Genomic DNA, 12,490 nt, shown 5'->3' on the forward strand with positions numbered 1-12,490 from the left:
CCGGATGCTGAACCGTCTTTCCCGTCATACGCGCCAGGTCATCGCCTACGCCTTCTCCGGCGTGATGGCGGCGGTCGCGCATTACGGATTGCTGATCGGTCTGGTCGAGCTCGGCGGGGCCGATCCCGTTCTGGCGTCGCTCGCCGGTTTCGTCCTCGGCGGCGTCGTCTCCTACGTGCTGAACCGCTGGCTGACCTTCGAGGCGACCCGCACCCATGGCGAGGCGAGCTGGCGCTTCGGCCTGATCGCCTTCGGCGGCTTCCTGCTCACCGGCGTGCTGATGCACCTCTTCGTCAAGGTCGCCGGCCTGCCCTATCTACCGATGCAGGTGGTCACTACGCTGATCGTGATGATCTTCACCTTCGGCGGGCACAAATTCTTCTCCTTCGCCGACCGCGAAGGCGCCTGATCAGATTCGACCCGAGGATATTTGGCCGGCGGTGTAGAGCGCCCAGCCGACCAGCAGCAGGCTGGCGAAGCTCGCGCCCGTGCGGACATGGTTCCACAGCGTCCACGGACGGGAATAGCTGTGCCACAGGGTCCGCGCCTGCTCGGGGTCAGTCGGGATGGTGGCGATGGCGAGCGCCTCGTTCATCGGTACATTGACGACGATAGTCAGCAGGAAGGCGCCGGCCAGATAGACGATGGCGGCGAGGGCCAGCAGCAGCGCGACTTGCCCGGCATCCGTCTTCCACCAAAGCCCGGCCGCGATCAGCGCCACCACCGGCGTGCCGAAGAAGGCCGGGAAGAAGATCGCGTTGCGCACGGCGATGTTGATGCTCTGCATCGAGGCGATCGCGGCCCTGGGGTCGACGGCATCGAGCGCCCACATCACCGACATCGAGTAGGCATAGAAGAAGCCTGCCATGGCGCCGGCCAGCGCCAGCGTGACGACGGTGAGAGTGAGCGCGAGCGCGGTCATGGCGTTGCAGCCTCCAGCGCCAGCGGCTTGCGGGCCGAAAAGGCCATGCGATGCGGGTTATGGCCGAAATTCGTGCGGCGTGTGACGCCCTTGAAGCCGGCCGCCTCGACCAACGCGGTGATGCCGACGGCACTGTAGGTCGAGAGCCCGTATTGCGCCCGCAGCTTGCGGTAGTCCGAGAAGACGGTGCGGACGAGGCCGCCGAGCGCCGCGACGAGGAAGCCGCCGCGCCAGGCGAAGCCGAGCAATTCGGTCGCGTCGGTCAGCGGCGAGAGGTCGGGCGGGATCACATCGGCGAGGATAAGCTCGCCGTCGGGCTTGAGCTTGGCGAGCCAGGTCGCCAGTGCCCGCTTCAATTCGTCTTCGCTCAGATACTGGATCAGCGAATTGGCGACGACGAGGTCGAGCGAATCATCCGGCAGCGCCTCGACCTCTTCCGGCGAGACCACCGAGAGGCTGGCGAGCGCGCCGAAGCGGGCCCTCAACTTGTCGCGGACGGTTGGCGCTGCCTCGCACAGGATCAGCTTGCCGCTGGCCGCGGCGACGAGATCGGCCGAGAGTGCCTCGCCGCAGCCGACATCGAGCACGGCGGCGTCTTTTGACGGCACGGCGGCGGCGATATCCTGCGCGATACGGCGATAATGCAGGGCCTTGTGGCGATCCGAGACATAGATCGCATGCTCGCCATTCCAGAAATCACGCCAGGACATCGGGTCTCCATATCGAGAATGGCGCAGGGCGGCGCCTTCGCCCTAAGCCCTAGCATGGCTGCGATGACTGTGGAGTCAGGTTGATTGCACGCAAGGTTTGTGCTGCCTCAGGCGAGCCAATAGCCCGCGCCGACCGACCGGAGCCTGCCCGACCATGCTGCTGTTGCCGAAACTGCTGAAGCGTTCGATCCGCAAGGGCCGGCTGACCGTGATCGCTCCGGATGGACAGCGGCATGTCTTCGGGCCGGGCCGGACCGAGTTCACCTTCGCCGGAAAGCCCGTCGTCGCCGGCGAGGTGACGGCGCGTTTCAAGGATACGAAGATCGAGCGCGAGCTCTTCCTCAATCCGGAGCTGGCGCTGGCCGAAGGCTATATGGACCAGCGGATCGAGTTCGAGGACGGCTCGACGATTCATGACCTTCTGACGCTGTTCTGGATCCAGCGCGGCGAACTGCGCAAGCACCCGCTGCAGGCGGCGATCCGCAAGATGCGTTTCAAGATAAGGCGCTGGCGGATGCACAATCCGCTCGGCGTCGCCGGCAAGAAGGTCAAGCACCACTACGACATCCCGACCGAGTTCTACCGGCTCTGGCTCGACGACACCATGACCTATTCCTGCGCTTACTGGCACAGCCCCGAGGTTGGGCTCGAGGCCGCGCAGAAGGCCAAGCTCCGGCATCTCGCCGCCAAGCTGAAGATCGAGCCCGGCATGCGCGTGCTCGACATCGGCTCGGGCTGGGGCGAGCTCTCGATCTATCTCGCCAAGGCTTGCGGCGCGAAGGTGACCGGCCTCAACGTCTCGCCCGACCAGATGGCAGCCGCTCAGAAGCGGGCGGAAGCCGCCGGCGTCGGCGATGCCGTCAGCTTCATCAACAAGGACTATCGCGAACTGACCGGGAGCTTCGACCGCGTGGTCTCGGTCGGCATGATGGAGCATGTCGGCGTCGCGCATTACCTCGAATATTTCGAGAAGATCCGCGACCTCTTGACCCCCGACGGGATCGCGCTGGTCCATTGCATCGGCCGCGTCGGCCCGCCCGGCTTCACCGGCCCGTTCTTCGACAAGTACATCTTCCCCGGCGGCTATGCGCCGGCGCTGTCGGAGGTCTTCGCCGCGGTCGAGCAGACCGGGCTCTGGCATTCCGACTGCGAGTTCTGGCGCCGGCACTATCACTGGACGCTGGAGGCCTGGCGCGAGCGCTTCATGGCGCACCGGCCGGAGGTGGTCGCGATGCTGGGCGAGCGCTTCGCGAGGATGTGGGAGTTCTACCTCTCCGCCTGCTCGATCTCCTTCGACATCGGCGGCGACATGGTCTTCCAGCTGCTGCTCGGCCCGCACAAGAGCGCCGTGCCGGTGATCCGGGATTATATCACTGAGGCGGAAGCCGAGCTGGAGGCGAGGGGATTTTGACAGCGCTGTCGAATCCAGTTGGCCCTCGCATCAGCCCGGTCTCAACACGAAGGCGGCCTGTGACGAGGTGGATAAGCCATCTGCCAAAACTTCTGTTGATCTGCATAATCTGGGCCGCTGGCGTCTGCGGCGCGGCGGCTCAGGCTTCGCCGCTCACGGCGGAACAGACCGCGGAGCTCTACTACCGGGCATGGCTCAACTACGATCGGACGAGCGCCTTGCGCCTGCAGCGCGAATGGGGCGCTTCGAACGGCGGGATCAACTATATCGACCTGAAGCGGACCGCCGATCCGATCGGCTGGACTCTCAAGCATGCCATGTCGAGGCCTCCGGCCGGCGCCGGCCGCGAGCAACTGAAGCTGTTCGCGCGGCTTATGGTCGAGGCGAGCAAGCGCGTCCGGTGCCAGGCGGAGGCAGCGCATGTCGGGGCGCAATTGCCGACCGGTTCTCACCTGGCGAGGGTCGAGCTCGCATGCGCGGTGCCGGATGCCGTGCCGGCGCTTCGCCAGTTGAGGGCTCGCGCCGGAGCGAGCGAGATCGGAGGCGCTGACAGCATGCCCTCGACAGTCATGCTGCGCGGCATGGTCGACGCTTTCGCGACAGCGCCGCTGACACGTCAGGTTGCGACTGAGATCGTGCTGACCGGAGACGCGGACAAGCGGGTCTGGCGAGCAGGGCCGACCGAACTCGGCGTCGAGCGCGTCTCGGCCGATCTCTCACGGCAGCTCGTCCAGGCGGGTTTCCTGCAATGATGGCGAACATCTGGATTTCAGGAGCAGCTCGACCATGCTGATCGAACAGGTTTCGGACGTGCTGCGCGAGGTCGCGGCCGAGGTGGTGATGCCGCGCTTCCGGAAGCTGGGTGAGACCGAGGTCCGGGTGAAATCGCCGGGCGAGGAGGTCACGATCGCCGACGAGGAAGCCGAGCGGCTGCTCAATGTCCGGCTTCCGGCGCTGTTGCCCGGCTCGCGGGTGATCGGCGAGGAAGCTGTCTCGGCCCGGCCGGAGCTGCTCGAAGGGCTGGGGGAGGGCACGGTCTTCGTCGTCGATCCCGTCGACGGCACCGCCAATTTCGTCAAGGGCAGCCCGTGCTTCTCGATGATGGTGGCGCTGCTGCGCGAGGGCGAGCCCGTCGCCTCCTGGATGCTGAGCCCGGCGACCGGGGCGCTTCACGTCGCCGAGCGCGGCTCCGGCGCCTGGATCGATGGCGAGCGCGTCAGGGTCGGGCAGCCGCCGCACTGGGCCGGGCTGCGCGGCGGCGTGCTCACCCGCTTCCTGCCGGCGGAGACCACGGCGCGGGTGCAGGCCAATGGCCGCGACCTCGCCGCCATCCTGCCCGGCATGCATTGCGCAGGCGAGGAATACCCGGCGATCGTGCGCGGCGAGCAGCATTTCGTGGTGTTCTGGCGTGGTCTGCCCTGGGACCATGCGCCGGGCACGCTCTTCCTCGAAGAGGCCGGAGGTCGGGCGGCCCGCTTCGACGGACGCCCCTACAGGCCGGCCGAGCAGGGCTTCGGCATCCTGGCGGCGCAAACGCCGGAGCTGTGGGACGAATTGCAGCGGCGGCTGTTTGCGGAGGCGTGAGCCAAGCCTCGCGCGCTGGTCAGGGCCTGCGCCAGACATAGCGGATGTCGGGCTCGCGCTCTTCATTGCGCACCCCGTCGGTCAGTTCGGCCGCGACGAAGCCTTGTCTCTCATAGAAGCGCCTGGCGATGGCGTTGCGTTGGAACGTCCAGAGGCTCAGCTCGGAGTGGCGAGCCTGCGCGACCTCCAGCAATGAGCTGCCGATACCACGGCCCTGATAGGCCGGCAGCACATAGAGCTGATCGATCCAGCCGGCGCGGAAGGCGATGAAGCCGGTCAGCGCCGGCTCGTCGAACGTGCCCCATACCTCGCATTCGTCGAAGACGGCGCTCCGGAAATAGGCGCGATCCTCCTCGGGCGTGTGCAACCCGGCGAGCCAGGGCAGGCGTTCGGCGAAACTCGTACGGTGCACGATCGCTGCGGCGTCCATGTCGCTGCGTTCGAGCCGTTTCGGGGGCTCGGTCATCCTGCATCGGTAGCAAGGGTTTGCTCTTATGGGGAGCGTTGATGCCGTGTTTTTAAAACTAAGGAATTGACCTAAGTATTGAGTCCACCTATCAAGGCCGCCGGCACAGGGGAGGATGTCGTGACACCGCAGATCGGCACGGGTGCACCACAGGCGGCCGATGCCGTCATCGTCGACCAGATCTTCCGGGCGCTGTCGGACCCGACGCGGCGCAATGTGCTGGAGCGCCTGACCGCGCGGCCGGCCTCGGTGAGCGAGCTTGCCGCGCCATACAAGATGGCGCTGCCGTCCTTCGTCGAGCACCTCAAGGTGCTCGAGACCAGCGGCCTCGTGCGCTCGCACAAGGCCGGGCGGGTCAGGACCTACGAGCTCGCCGCCGATCAATTGAAGCTCGCCGAGGACTGGCTCGGGCGTCAGCGCAATCTGTGGACGCGCCGTCTCGACCGCTTCGACGCCTATGTCATGAGCCTGAAGGAAGAGGAGAGCAAATGACCCTGTCTGCGATCACCATCAATCCCGAGCTCGACCTGGTGCTCGAACGCAAGCTCGATGTCCCGGTCGAGCTCGTCTGGCGTGCCTGGACGACGCCGGAGCACCTGCGCAACTGGTTCGCGCCCAAGCCGTGGGTGATCACCGCCTGCGACCTCGACCTGCGTCCCGGCGGCGCCATCAACTTCACCATGCGCTCGCCCGAGGGCGAGGAATATCCCAACACCCAGTGCTATCTCGAGGTGAAGCCGCTGGAGCGGCTGATCATGACCGACACGCTGCTCGGCGGTTATCGGCCTTCGCCGAACCCGTTCTTCACCGCCATCCTGGACCTCGCCAGGGACGGCAGCGGCACGCATTATCGGGCTGTCGCTATCCATGGCAGCGATGGCAGCCGCAAGCAGCACGAGGAAATGGGCTTCCACGATGGCTGGGGCACGGTGGTCAACCAGATGGTCGAGTACATCAAGGCCGGAGGCCTGAAGGCCTGACGGCGAGGCAAGCCGGTCGACCGAGAGGGCAGCGCTCTGCGCTGCCCTTTTTCTTTTTTGGGGAGAGGCTCGCGCCTGCTCAGCTCGCCGGCATCGCCGCCATGTCGGCGAAGACCGCCTCGAAAGTGTGGCCGTCGGCGTCTTCGAAGGCGCGGTTATAAAGCCAGCCCAGATCGGTCGCGGGGCGCGGATCGGCCTTGCCACCGGCGGCGGCTGCCGCCGCAACCATGGCGTCGACCTCGGCGCGGCTCTCCAAGGTGAGCGCCAGCAGCACCTGCGCCCCGGCATGGGCGTCGGCAACGGGCTTGCTGATGAAGGTCGCGAAGAAGTCGCGGGTCAGCAGGTGGAAGGTGATCGTATCCGACCAGACCATGCTGGAAGCCTGGTGGTCGCTGAAATCCGGGTTCTGCTTGCAGCCGATCGCTTCGTAGACGCGGGTCGCGGCGAAAAGGTCGGCGACGGGCAGGTTGACGAAGAGCATCTTGGGCATGGTGGTTCTCCCTGGTGTGGTCGGTGATCGTCAAAGGTTCTGCTGCAGAATCCGCTCGTTCGGGTGGACGCAGATCAGTTCGAGCCGGCCTTCGCCAACATTCTCGAAACGGTGCGGGACATCCGGCGCGGCGACGACGATGTCGCCGGCATGGCCGCGGGTGGTCTGCCCCCCGACTGTGAACTCGGCCTCGCCCTTCCGGACGATCCAGGTCTCGGAATAGGGGTGGACGTGCAGCATCGAGCCCTGGCCCGGCTCGGCGTCGACGATGAAGAACGAGACCGGGCCGCCGAGCGCCTCGCCCTCGAAACGCACCGTGCGGTTGGCGCCGCGCTGCTGATCTTCGGACCGAAGGACGTTGAACATGACTGCCTCCCTGGCTGGTCGTGAAGTGAGTTATCTTTGCGAGAAGATATCTAATCGAGAGATATCTTCTCGTCAAGATAATTATCTTCGCGTCGAGATATCTTGGCGGTGGCCGGCGCGGCGTGTATGTCTGTTTGCTGGGAACCCAACAGCCAAGGCGCTGAAATGGCAGACGAATCGCAGAACCAAGATCGTATGATGGAGGATCATGTGGATCGGCTGCGCCGGCAATGGGCACGGGAGCTGCCCGATCTGAACACCGAGCCGATGGCGATCCTCGGCCGCGCCTTCCGGCTCGGCAACATGATCCGGCCGAGCATCGAGGCGACTTTCGCGGGCTTCGGGCTCGACCGCGGCGAGTTCGACGTGATCGGGACGCTGAAGCGCTCGGGGCCGCCCTACCGGCTGACGCCGACGGAGATGTATGCGCTCCTGATGATTTCCTCGGGTGGGCTGACCCACCGGCTCGACCGGCTGGAGAAGGCCGGGCTGATCCGGCGCGAGAAGTCGCCGAAGGACGGGCGCAGCGTGCAGGTGGCGCTGACCGAGGCGGGCGCGGCGCTGGCCGAGCAGGCCTTTCGCACGGACATGGCGAGCGAGCTGGCTTTTTTGCAGCCGCTCGATGCGCAGGAGCGAGAGGTGCTGGCGGGGCTGCTGCGCAAGCTGATTTTGGGGATCGAGGCGAACTCGCGACAGAACGAGGAAGAGCGCGGGGAACCCTCTCCTGGAAGGAGAGGGCAGGGTGAGGTGTAGGCGATTGGACCAGTGCCGCGAGGGCTCACCGCGCGGTCAGGTTCAAGCCAATGTTTGCAGTCCGAACACCTCACCCCTACCCCTCTCCTTCCAGGAGAGGGGATCCCGCGCGGGCTGGTCTCACCGCTTCAGGTTGACGAGCACCACCCCCGCAAGCGCCATGGCGCCGCCGATCAGGCCGAGCGCGGTCGGGACCTCGCTGAGCCAGATGAAGCTGATCAGCATCGCGGCCGGCGGCACGCAGTACTGGAAATTGGCGGCGCGGGCGGCCGGCAGGCGCGATAGGGTGATCGCCCAGGTGCCGTAGGCGACGACGCTGGAGACCAGGGCAAGCCAGACCACCGACCAGATCGCCTGCGACGGGGCCGCCGGCAACTGCTCCAGCGCGCCGGGCAGGAAGGGGGTGAGGGCGACGCCGCCGATGGCCATGTTCCAGGCCGCGACGGTGAGCGGCTTGTGGCGGGCAAAGAGCGGCTTCTGCACCACGGTCGAGACCGAGTTGCACAGCGCGGCGCCGAGGATCAGCAAGACGCTGACGCCGATATTGAGGTCGAGCCCGTTGCCGACGGCGATCACGCCGATGCCGGCGAAGGCCAGCGCGGTGCCGGCCCAGGCGAGGGCGCTGAAGCGCTCGTTCAGGACCAGCATGGCGAGCGCCGCCGTCATGATCGGGTTGGTGTTGATGATGAAGCTCGCCGCGCCCGCCGGGACGACGCGCTGGCCGAGATTGAGGAAGATCGCATAGAGCGCGATGAAGACGATGCCGCCAGTGAGGAAGCGCCAGATGTCGGCGCGCTCGGGCAGCTTCGGGCGCGTCACGGCCAGGAAGAGCGCGGCGAAGACGCCGGCGATGGCAAAGCGCAGCGCCGCCAGTTCGAGCGCGCCGAAGCCGGCAAGGCCGGCCCGGATCGCCGGGAAGGAGGAGGCCCAGGCGATCACGGTGAAGGGGATGGTGAAGAGCAGCATGGCGTCGAGGGTGGAGCCGGGTCGGGTGGCCGAGGGGACGGTTGTCATGACGGGCCTCATCAAGGGCGAATGACGGTTCGCCTCCGATAAGCGCCTCGGCGAGCTGATTGACAAACGAGTAATTCAATGACGAGCTGTGAGCATGGATCACAGCTCGCCACTTCCGCCCTTAGACACGCTGCGCGCCTTCGAGGCCGCTGCCCGCTCCGGCAGCTTCTCGGCCGCGGCCGAGGCACTGAACCTGACGCATGGCGCGGTCTCGCGGCAGGTCGCCAAGCTCGAGCACTGGCTCGGCCTGCGCGTGTTCGAGCGGCAGGCCCGCGGCGTCGCGCTGACGCCGGAGGGGCAGCGCCTGTTCCAGCGCACGCAGGAAGCCTTCTCGGTCTTCGCGGATTCATCCGATCGCTGGAGCGAGCCGCGCGGGGCGGCGGTGGTGCGTTTCAGCGCGACGCCGTCGGTCTGCTCGCTCTGGCTGATGCCGCGCTGGCAGCGTCTGGAAAGCGGCGATCCTGCCGTGCGGATCATGCTGCAGGTCGACCATCGCAAGGTCGACCTTGAAGAGGAGGGGATCGACCTTGCCATTCGCTGCGGCCGGGGTGGCACGCCTGGCCGGGTCTCGGTGCAGCTCTTCGAGGAATGGTGCTACCCCGTCGCCTCGCCCGAGCTGGCCAGGGCGATCGGCGAAGGCAAGCCGGAGCGCTTCCTCGACCAGCCGCTGATCCATGATTCGGACGCCGCCGGCTGGCGCGCCTGGTTCAATGCCCAGGGGCTGGATTTCCGGCCCCGTGTGAACGACCGCCGTTTCGAGGACTACAATCTCGTGCTCGACGCTGCTGCCTGTGGGCTCGGCGTCGCGCTATCGCGTCCGCCCCTGGCGCAGGCGCAAGTCGATGCCGGGCGGATCGTCAGGGTCGATCAGCGCACCGCGCTGAACCCGGTCTCCTACTGGCTCGACCGGCCGATGGGCCAGCCGCGCCCCGCCGCCGTGGCATTGGCGACAAGGATCGCGACCGAGGCCGGGCTGCCGGCGAGCAAGCTGGCGGGTTTCCTGAGGACCGAAGCGAAGGCAGCCTGAGCGATCGCTGGTCGAAAGGGCGCGGGGAACCCTCTCCTGGAAGGAGAGGGCAGGGTGAGGAGTAGGAGATCAGACCAGCCCAGCGAGGCCCGACCGCGCGGTTGAGGGCACGCTAACGTTTTTAATCCGAACACCTCACCCAACCCTCTCCTTCCAGGAGAGGGCTCCCGCTCTTCGCTGGTTGAACGGTTCTGCAGCATCCCGGTTGAGGTGCGTCCGCATCTCCTCGGCGAGGGCGAAGAAGCGGTCGCGCACCGGCCTCGCATGCGGGTTGGCCTGCTCGATGGCGAGGAAGACGGCCGGGCTGTCATGGCGGACCATCTCGGTCGCGCGCATCAAAAGATCGAAGCTCGCCGTGGTCATCCGGCGTGGCAAGGGCTCCATCCGGACCAGGATCTTGGCGATGAGATGGGTCAGGCCCTGGACCATGGCCGCCTCGCGGTCATGCGCCTCCGGCGTCGTCATGATGACCTTGAGGCGCAGCACCCGGCGCAGGAAGGCTGCGATGTGCCAGGCGCTGGCGCCGCGGATCGGGCAGATCGCGATCTTCAGGCCGGCAATGCCATTGCGTCCGCTCTGCGGGCCGAACAACGGATGGGTGCCGACGATCTCGACGTCATCGGGCAGCTCGGCAAGCATGGTCGCGGCCGGGCCGATCTTGACCGAGCCGACATCGACGACGATCGCGCCGGCGCGCAGATGCGGCCGCAAGGTCGCGATCGCCTCGGAGAGGGCTGCAACCGGCACGGCGAGGATGACGATGTCGCAGGCGGCGATCTCGGCCGGATCGGCGGCGATGATCCCGCCTGAGGCGGCATCGGCCGGCAATGCCGGGTCGAAGGCCAGCAAGCGGCAATGCGGCTTGAGGTGGCGGGCGATCAGGCGGCCGAAGGCGCCGAAGCCCATCAGGCCGACGGAGAGATTGGTGGTGTTCGGGGTCAGCATCGCGTTTTCCTCTGGAGGGGCCGCGATGCCGGGTGACTGCCTGATTTCAACCGCCAGCGCGGCGGTTGAGACATGAAGATGCCACCGCCTCTATGAGGACGGGGCGTAATAATTGCGGGCGAGCAGGCAGGCGAAGGTCATGGCGTGCTTAGAGCGCGGGCGCGGCGCCCTGTCAATCACAGCGGCCAATCACAGGGGCGGCGAATAGTCGGTCGGCAGCAGCACCCGGTCCTCGATCGCGCCGACGAGGTCGCCGTGCTCGATGACGCTGACGCGCTTGATCTCGATCCATTCGGGATCGGCCATGAAGCTCGCCCAGCGCGCCGCCTTGGTCTCGAGATCGGGCCAGGCGAGGAGATAGGCGAACTCCGTGCGACCGGCGCTGCGCGTCTCCCACATCGACAGGATGCGGAAGCCGTGGTGGGCCATGATCCGGCTGGCATGATCACGGAAGCGGGCGTGGAATGCCGCCTTGTTGCGCTCGAAGATCTCGTTGATGCGCAACTGGTGGATCATGGCACCCTCCGTGATCAGGCGGCCTTCTTCGCCTTCTCCGCTTCCATCAATTCGACGAAGCGGGTGAAGAGATAATGGCTGTCCTGCGGGCCCGGCGAAGCTTCCGGATGGTGCTGGACGCTGAAGGCCGGGCGGTCGTTCAGGGCGATGCCGCAGTTCGAGCCGTCGAAGAGCGAGACATGGGTCTCGGTCGCGTTGGCCGGCAGCGTCGCCGGATCGACGGCGAAGCCGTGGTTCATCGAGACGATCTCGACCTTGCCGGTGGTCTTGTCCTGGACCGGATGATTGGCGCCGTGATGGCCCTGCTTCATCTTCATGGTCTGGCCGCCGATGGCGAGCGCCAGCATCTGGTGGCCGAGGCAGATGCCGAAGGTCGGGATCTTCAGGTCGAGGAGTTCCTTGATCACCGGCACGGCATATTCGCCGGTCGCGGCCGGGTCGCCCGGGCCGTTCGACAGGAAGACGCCGTCGGGATTGAGGGCGAGGATGTCCTTGGCCGAGGCGGTCGAAGGCACGACCTCGACCTCGCAGCCGGCCTTGGCCAGCAGGCGCAGGATGTTGCGCTTGACGCCGTAGTCGATGGCGACGACACGGTGCGCCGCGCTGTCGCGCTTGCCGTAGCCGCGCGGCCACTGCCAGGGTGTCTCGTCCCAATCATAGCGCTGGGTCGCGGCGACGAGGGGCACGAGGTCGAGCCCGGCCATGTCGGGCAGGGCCGCGGCCTCCTTCTTCAGGGCCTCGATGTCGAAATTGCCGGCCGGATCATGAGCGATGACGGCGTTGGGCATGCCGTTCTCGCGGATCAGCGTAGTCAGCGCCCGGGTATCGACGCCACAGATGCCGACGATGCCCCGGGCCTTGAGCCAGGCGTCGAGATGCTTGGCGGCACGCCAGTTTGAGGGCTGGGTGACTTCGGCATGCAGCACGACGCCGCGCACGCCGGAGGAGGCGGCGGCGTTGACCGTCTCGGTGTCGTCCTCGTTGACGCCGACATTGCCGATATGCGGGAAGGTGAAGGTGATGATCTGCCCGGCATAGGACGGGTCGGTCAGGATCTCCTGATAGCCGGTCATCGCCGTGTTGAAGCAGACCTCGCCGGGAGCCTGCGCGACGGCGCCGAGGCCGAAGCCCTCCAGCACCGTGCCGTCGGCCAGCACCAGTACCGCAGTAGCGCGCGGCTCAACCCAGCCCTCTTGCCAGCCTTGCGAGGCGGGGTTTCCTTCGTGAGCGGTCATGTCTATGTCTCGTCCAGGCCGCTGGAAGCTGCGGCAAGCGTGAAGGCTGCGCGCATATTGGCGCGGCCGGT

General features: G+C 66.7%; 17 protein-coding genes. 8 read left to right on the forward strand and 9 right to left on the reverse strand.

Features of this window, described 5'->3' with window-relative positions; all coding sequences use genetic code 11:
- The first annotated feature begins 4 nt into the window (after positions 1-4).
- Positions 5-409: a GtrA family protein gene (locus ACQKLX_RS09730; protein ID WP_427361372.1), complete on the forward strand. Its 405-nt coding sequence runs from the start codon at positions 5-7 to the stop codon at positions 407-409.
- On the opposite strand, the gene ACQKLX_RS09735 is transcribed toward ACQKLX_RS09730, so the two are convergent.
- Both ACQKLX_RS09735 and ACQKLX_RS09740 read right to left on the reverse strand, forming a co-directional pair.
- Positions 410-922, reverse strand: a complete 513-nt coding sequence (locus ACQKLX_RS09735; RefSeq protein WP_427361373.1) for an anthrone oxygenase family protein — start codon at positions 920-922, stop codon at positions 410-412.
- Positions 919-1,632 (reverse strand): class I SAM-dependent methyltransferase, encoded by a 714-nt coding sequence (locus ACQKLX_RS09740; RefSeq protein ID WP_427361374.1) that lies wholly within the window; start codon positions 1,630-1,632, stop codon positions 919-921. Before ACQKLX_RS09740 ends, ACQKLX_RS09735 begins: the two co-directional genes overlap by 4 nt.
- A gap of 154 nt (positions 1,633-1,786) precedes the next feature.
- Between ACQKLX_RS09740 and ACQKLX_RS09745 the strand changes: the two genes are divergently transcribed.
- From ACQKLX_RS09745 to ACQKLX_RS09755, 3 genes are all read left to right on the forward strand, one after another.
- Complete coding sequence (locus ACQKLX_RS09745; protein WP_427361375.1) at positions 1,787-3,043, forward strand: class I SAM-dependent methyltransferase; 1,257 nt, start codon at positions 1,787-1,789, stop codon at positions 3,041-3,043.
- 95 nt (positions 3,044-3,138) lie between these two features.
- On the forward strand, positions 3,139-3,795 hold the full coding sequence (locus ACQKLX_RS09750; protein ID WP_427361376.1) for a hypothetical protein: 657 nt from the start codon (positions 3,139-3,141) through the stop codon (positions 3,793-3,795).
- Between the two features lie 34 nt (positions 3,796-3,829).
- A complete protein-coding gene (locus tag ACQKLX_RS09755; RefSeq protein WP_427361377.1) occupies positions 3,830-4,627 on the forward strand; it encodes an inositol monophosphatase family protein in 798 nt (265 codons plus the stop codon).
- 19 nt (positions 4,628-4,646) lie between these two features.
- Here the strand turns inward: ACQKLX_RS09755 and ACQKLX_RS09760 are convergent, their stop codons facing one another.
- Complete coding sequence (locus ACQKLX_RS09760) at positions 4,647-5,093, reverse strand: GNAT family N-acetyltransferase (RefSeq protein WP_427361378.1); 447 nt, start codon at positions 5,091-5,093, stop codon at positions 4,647-4,649.
- Between the two features lie 120 nt (positions 5,094-5,213).
- Between ACQKLX_RS09760 and ACQKLX_RS09765 the strand changes: the two genes are divergently transcribed.
- Positions 5,214-5,585 carry an ArsR/SmtB family transcription factor gene (locus ACQKLX_RS09765; protein WP_427361379.1) on the forward strand — a complete coding sequence of 124 codons (372 nt, stop codon included), beginning with the start codon at positions 5,214-5,216 and terminating at the stop codon, positions 5,583-5,585.
- The gene (locus ACQKLX_RS09770) at positions 5,582-6,073 is read left to right on the forward strand and encodes an SRPBCC family protein (RefSeq protein ID WP_427361380.1); all 492 of its coding nucleotides are present in this window, start codon (positions 5,582-5,584) and stop codon (positions 6,071-6,073) included. Before ACQKLX_RS09765 ends, ACQKLX_RS09770 begins: the two co-directional genes overlap by 4 nt.
- Positions 6,074-6,152: 79 nt before the next feature.
- On the opposite strand, the gene ACQKLX_RS09775 is transcribed toward ACQKLX_RS09770, so the two are convergent.
- Both ACQKLX_RS09775 and ACQKLX_RS09780 read right to left on the reverse strand, forming a co-directional pair.
- Positions 6,153-6,563 carry a VOC family protein gene (locus ACQKLX_RS09775; RefSeq protein WP_427361381.1) on the reverse strand — a complete coding sequence of 137 codons (411 nt, stop codon included), beginning with the start codon at positions 6,561-6,563 and terminating at the stop codon, positions 6,153-6,155.
- Between the two features lie 30 nt (positions 6,564-6,593).
- Complete coding sequence (locus ACQKLX_RS09780; RefSeq protein WP_427361382.1) at positions 6,594-6,929, reverse strand: cupin domain-containing protein; 336 nt, start codon at positions 6,927-6,929, stop codon at positions 6,594-6,596.
- A gap of 165 nt (positions 6,930-7,094) precedes the next feature.
- Between ACQKLX_RS09780 and ACQKLX_RS09785 the strand changes: the two genes are divergently transcribed.
- On the forward strand, positions 7,095-7,682 hold the full coding sequence (locus ACQKLX_RS09785; protein WP_427361419.1) for a MarR family winged helix-turn-helix transcriptional regulator: 588 nt from the start codon (positions 7,095-7,097) through the stop codon (positions 7,680-7,682).
- A gap of 120 nt (positions 7,683-7,802) precedes the next feature.
- On the opposite strand, the gene ACQKLX_RS09790 is transcribed toward ACQKLX_RS09785, so the two are convergent.
- Positions 7,803-8,696, reverse strand: coding sequence for a DMT family transporter (locus ACQKLX_RS09790; protein ID WP_427361383.1), 894 nt, complete (start codon positions 8,694-8,696; stop codon positions 7,803-7,805).
- A gap of 94 nt (positions 8,697-8,790) precedes the next feature.
- Between ACQKLX_RS09790 and ACQKLX_RS09795 the strand changes: the two genes are divergently transcribed.
- A complete protein-coding gene (locus ACQKLX_RS09795) occupies positions 8,791-9,723 on the forward strand; it encodes a LysR substrate-binding domain-containing protein (protein ID WP_427361384.1) in 933 nt (310 codons plus the stop codon).
- 135 nt (positions 9,724-9,858) lie between these two features.
- On the opposite strand, the gene ACQKLX_RS09800 is transcribed toward ACQKLX_RS09795, so the two are convergent.
- The 3 genes from ACQKLX_RS09800 to carA all read right to left on the reverse strand — a co-directional run bounded on the left by ACQKLX_RS09800 (position 9,859) and on the right by carA (position 12,419).
- Positions 9,859-10,668 carry a prephenate dehydrogenase/arogenate dehydrogenase family protein gene (locus ACQKLX_RS09800; protein WP_427361385.1) on the reverse strand — a complete coding sequence of 270 codons (810 nt, stop codon included), beginning with the start codon at positions 10,666-10,668 and terminating at the stop codon, positions 9,859-9,861.
- A gap of 189 nt (positions 10,669-10,857) precedes the next feature.
- Complete coding sequence (locus ACQKLX_RS09805) at positions 10,858-11,184, reverse strand: NIPSNAP family protein (protein WP_427361386.1); 327 nt, start codon at positions 11,182-11,184, stop codon at positions 10,858-10,860.
- Positions 11,185-11,198: 14 nt separating this feature from the next.
- Entirely contained in the window at positions 11,199-12,419 is a 1,221-nt protein-coding gene (gene carA, locus ACQKLX_RS09810; RefSeq protein WP_427361387.1) for a glutamine-hydrolyzing carbamoyl-phosphate synthase small subunit, read from the reverse strand.
- Between the last annotated feature and the right edge of the window lie 71 nt (positions 12,420-12,490).

Origin of the sequence: Allobosea sp. NPDC003192, assembly GCF_050275675.1 — a bacterium.
Taxonomy (GTDB): domain Bacteria; phylum Pseudomonadota; class Alphaproteobacteria; order Rhizobiales; family Beijerinckiaceae; genus Allobosea.

Coding starts and splice junctions, on each gene's coding strand:
- ACQKLX_RS09775 (WP_427361381.1), bottom strand. CDS start 6,563: ATGCCCAAGATGCTCTTCGTCAACCTGCCCGTCGCCGACCTTTTCGCC.
- carA (WP_427361387.1), bottom strand. CDS start 12,419: ATGACCGCTCACGAAGGAAACCCCGCCTCGCAAGGCTGGCAAGAGGGC.
- ACQKLX_RS09745 (WP_427361375.1), top strand. CDS start 1,787: ATGCTGCTGTTGCCGAAACTGCTGAAGCGTTCGATCCGCAAGGGCCGG.
- ACQKLX_RS09770 (WP_427361380.1), top strand. CDS start 5,582: ATGACCCTGTCTGCGATCACCATCAATCCCGAGCTCGACCTGGTGCTC.
- ACQKLX_RS09805 (WP_427361386.1), bottom strand. CDS start 11,184: ATGATCCACCAGTTGCGCATCAACGAGATCTTCGAGCGCAACAAGGCG.
- ACQKLX_RS09790 (WP_427361383.1), bottom strand. CDS start 8,696: ATGACAACCGTCCCCTCGGCCACCCGACCCGGCTCCACCCTCGACGCC.
- ACQKLX_RS09780 (WP_427361382.1), bottom strand. CDS start 6,929: ATGTTCAACGTCCTTCGGTCCGAAGATCAGCAGCGCGGCGCCAACCGC.
- ACQKLX_RS09795 (WP_427361384.1), top strand. CDS start 8,791: ATGGATCACAGCTCGCCACTTCCGCCCTTAGACACGCTGCGCGCCTTC.
- ACQKLX_RS09740 (WP_427361374.1), bottom strand. CDS start 1,632: ATGTCCTGGCGTGATTTCTGGAATGGCGAGCATGCGATCTATGTCTCG.
- ACQKLX_RS09755 (WP_427361377.1), top strand. CDS start 3,830: ATGCTGATCGAACAGGTTTCGGACGTGCTGCGCGAGGTCGCGGCCGAG.
- ACQKLX_RS09730 (WP_427361372.1), top strand. CDS start 5: ATGCTGAACCGTCTTTCCCGTCATACGCGCCAGGTCATCGCCTACGCC.
- ACQKLX_RS09800 (WP_427361385.1), bottom strand. CDS start 10,668: ATGCTGACCCCGAACACCACCAATCTCTCCGTCGGCCTGATGGGCTTC.
- ACQKLX_RS09760 (WP_427361378.1), bottom strand. CDS start 5,093: ATGACCGAGCCCCCGAAACGGCTCGAACGCAGCGACATGGACGCCGCA.
- ACQKLX_RS09735 (WP_427361373.1), bottom strand. CDS start 922: ATGACCGCGCTCGCGCTCACTCTCACCGTCGTCACGCTGGCGCTGGCC.
- ACQKLX_RS09785 (WP_427361419.1), top strand. CDS start 7,095: ATGGCAGACGAATCGCAGAACCAAGATCGTATGATGGAGGATCATGTG.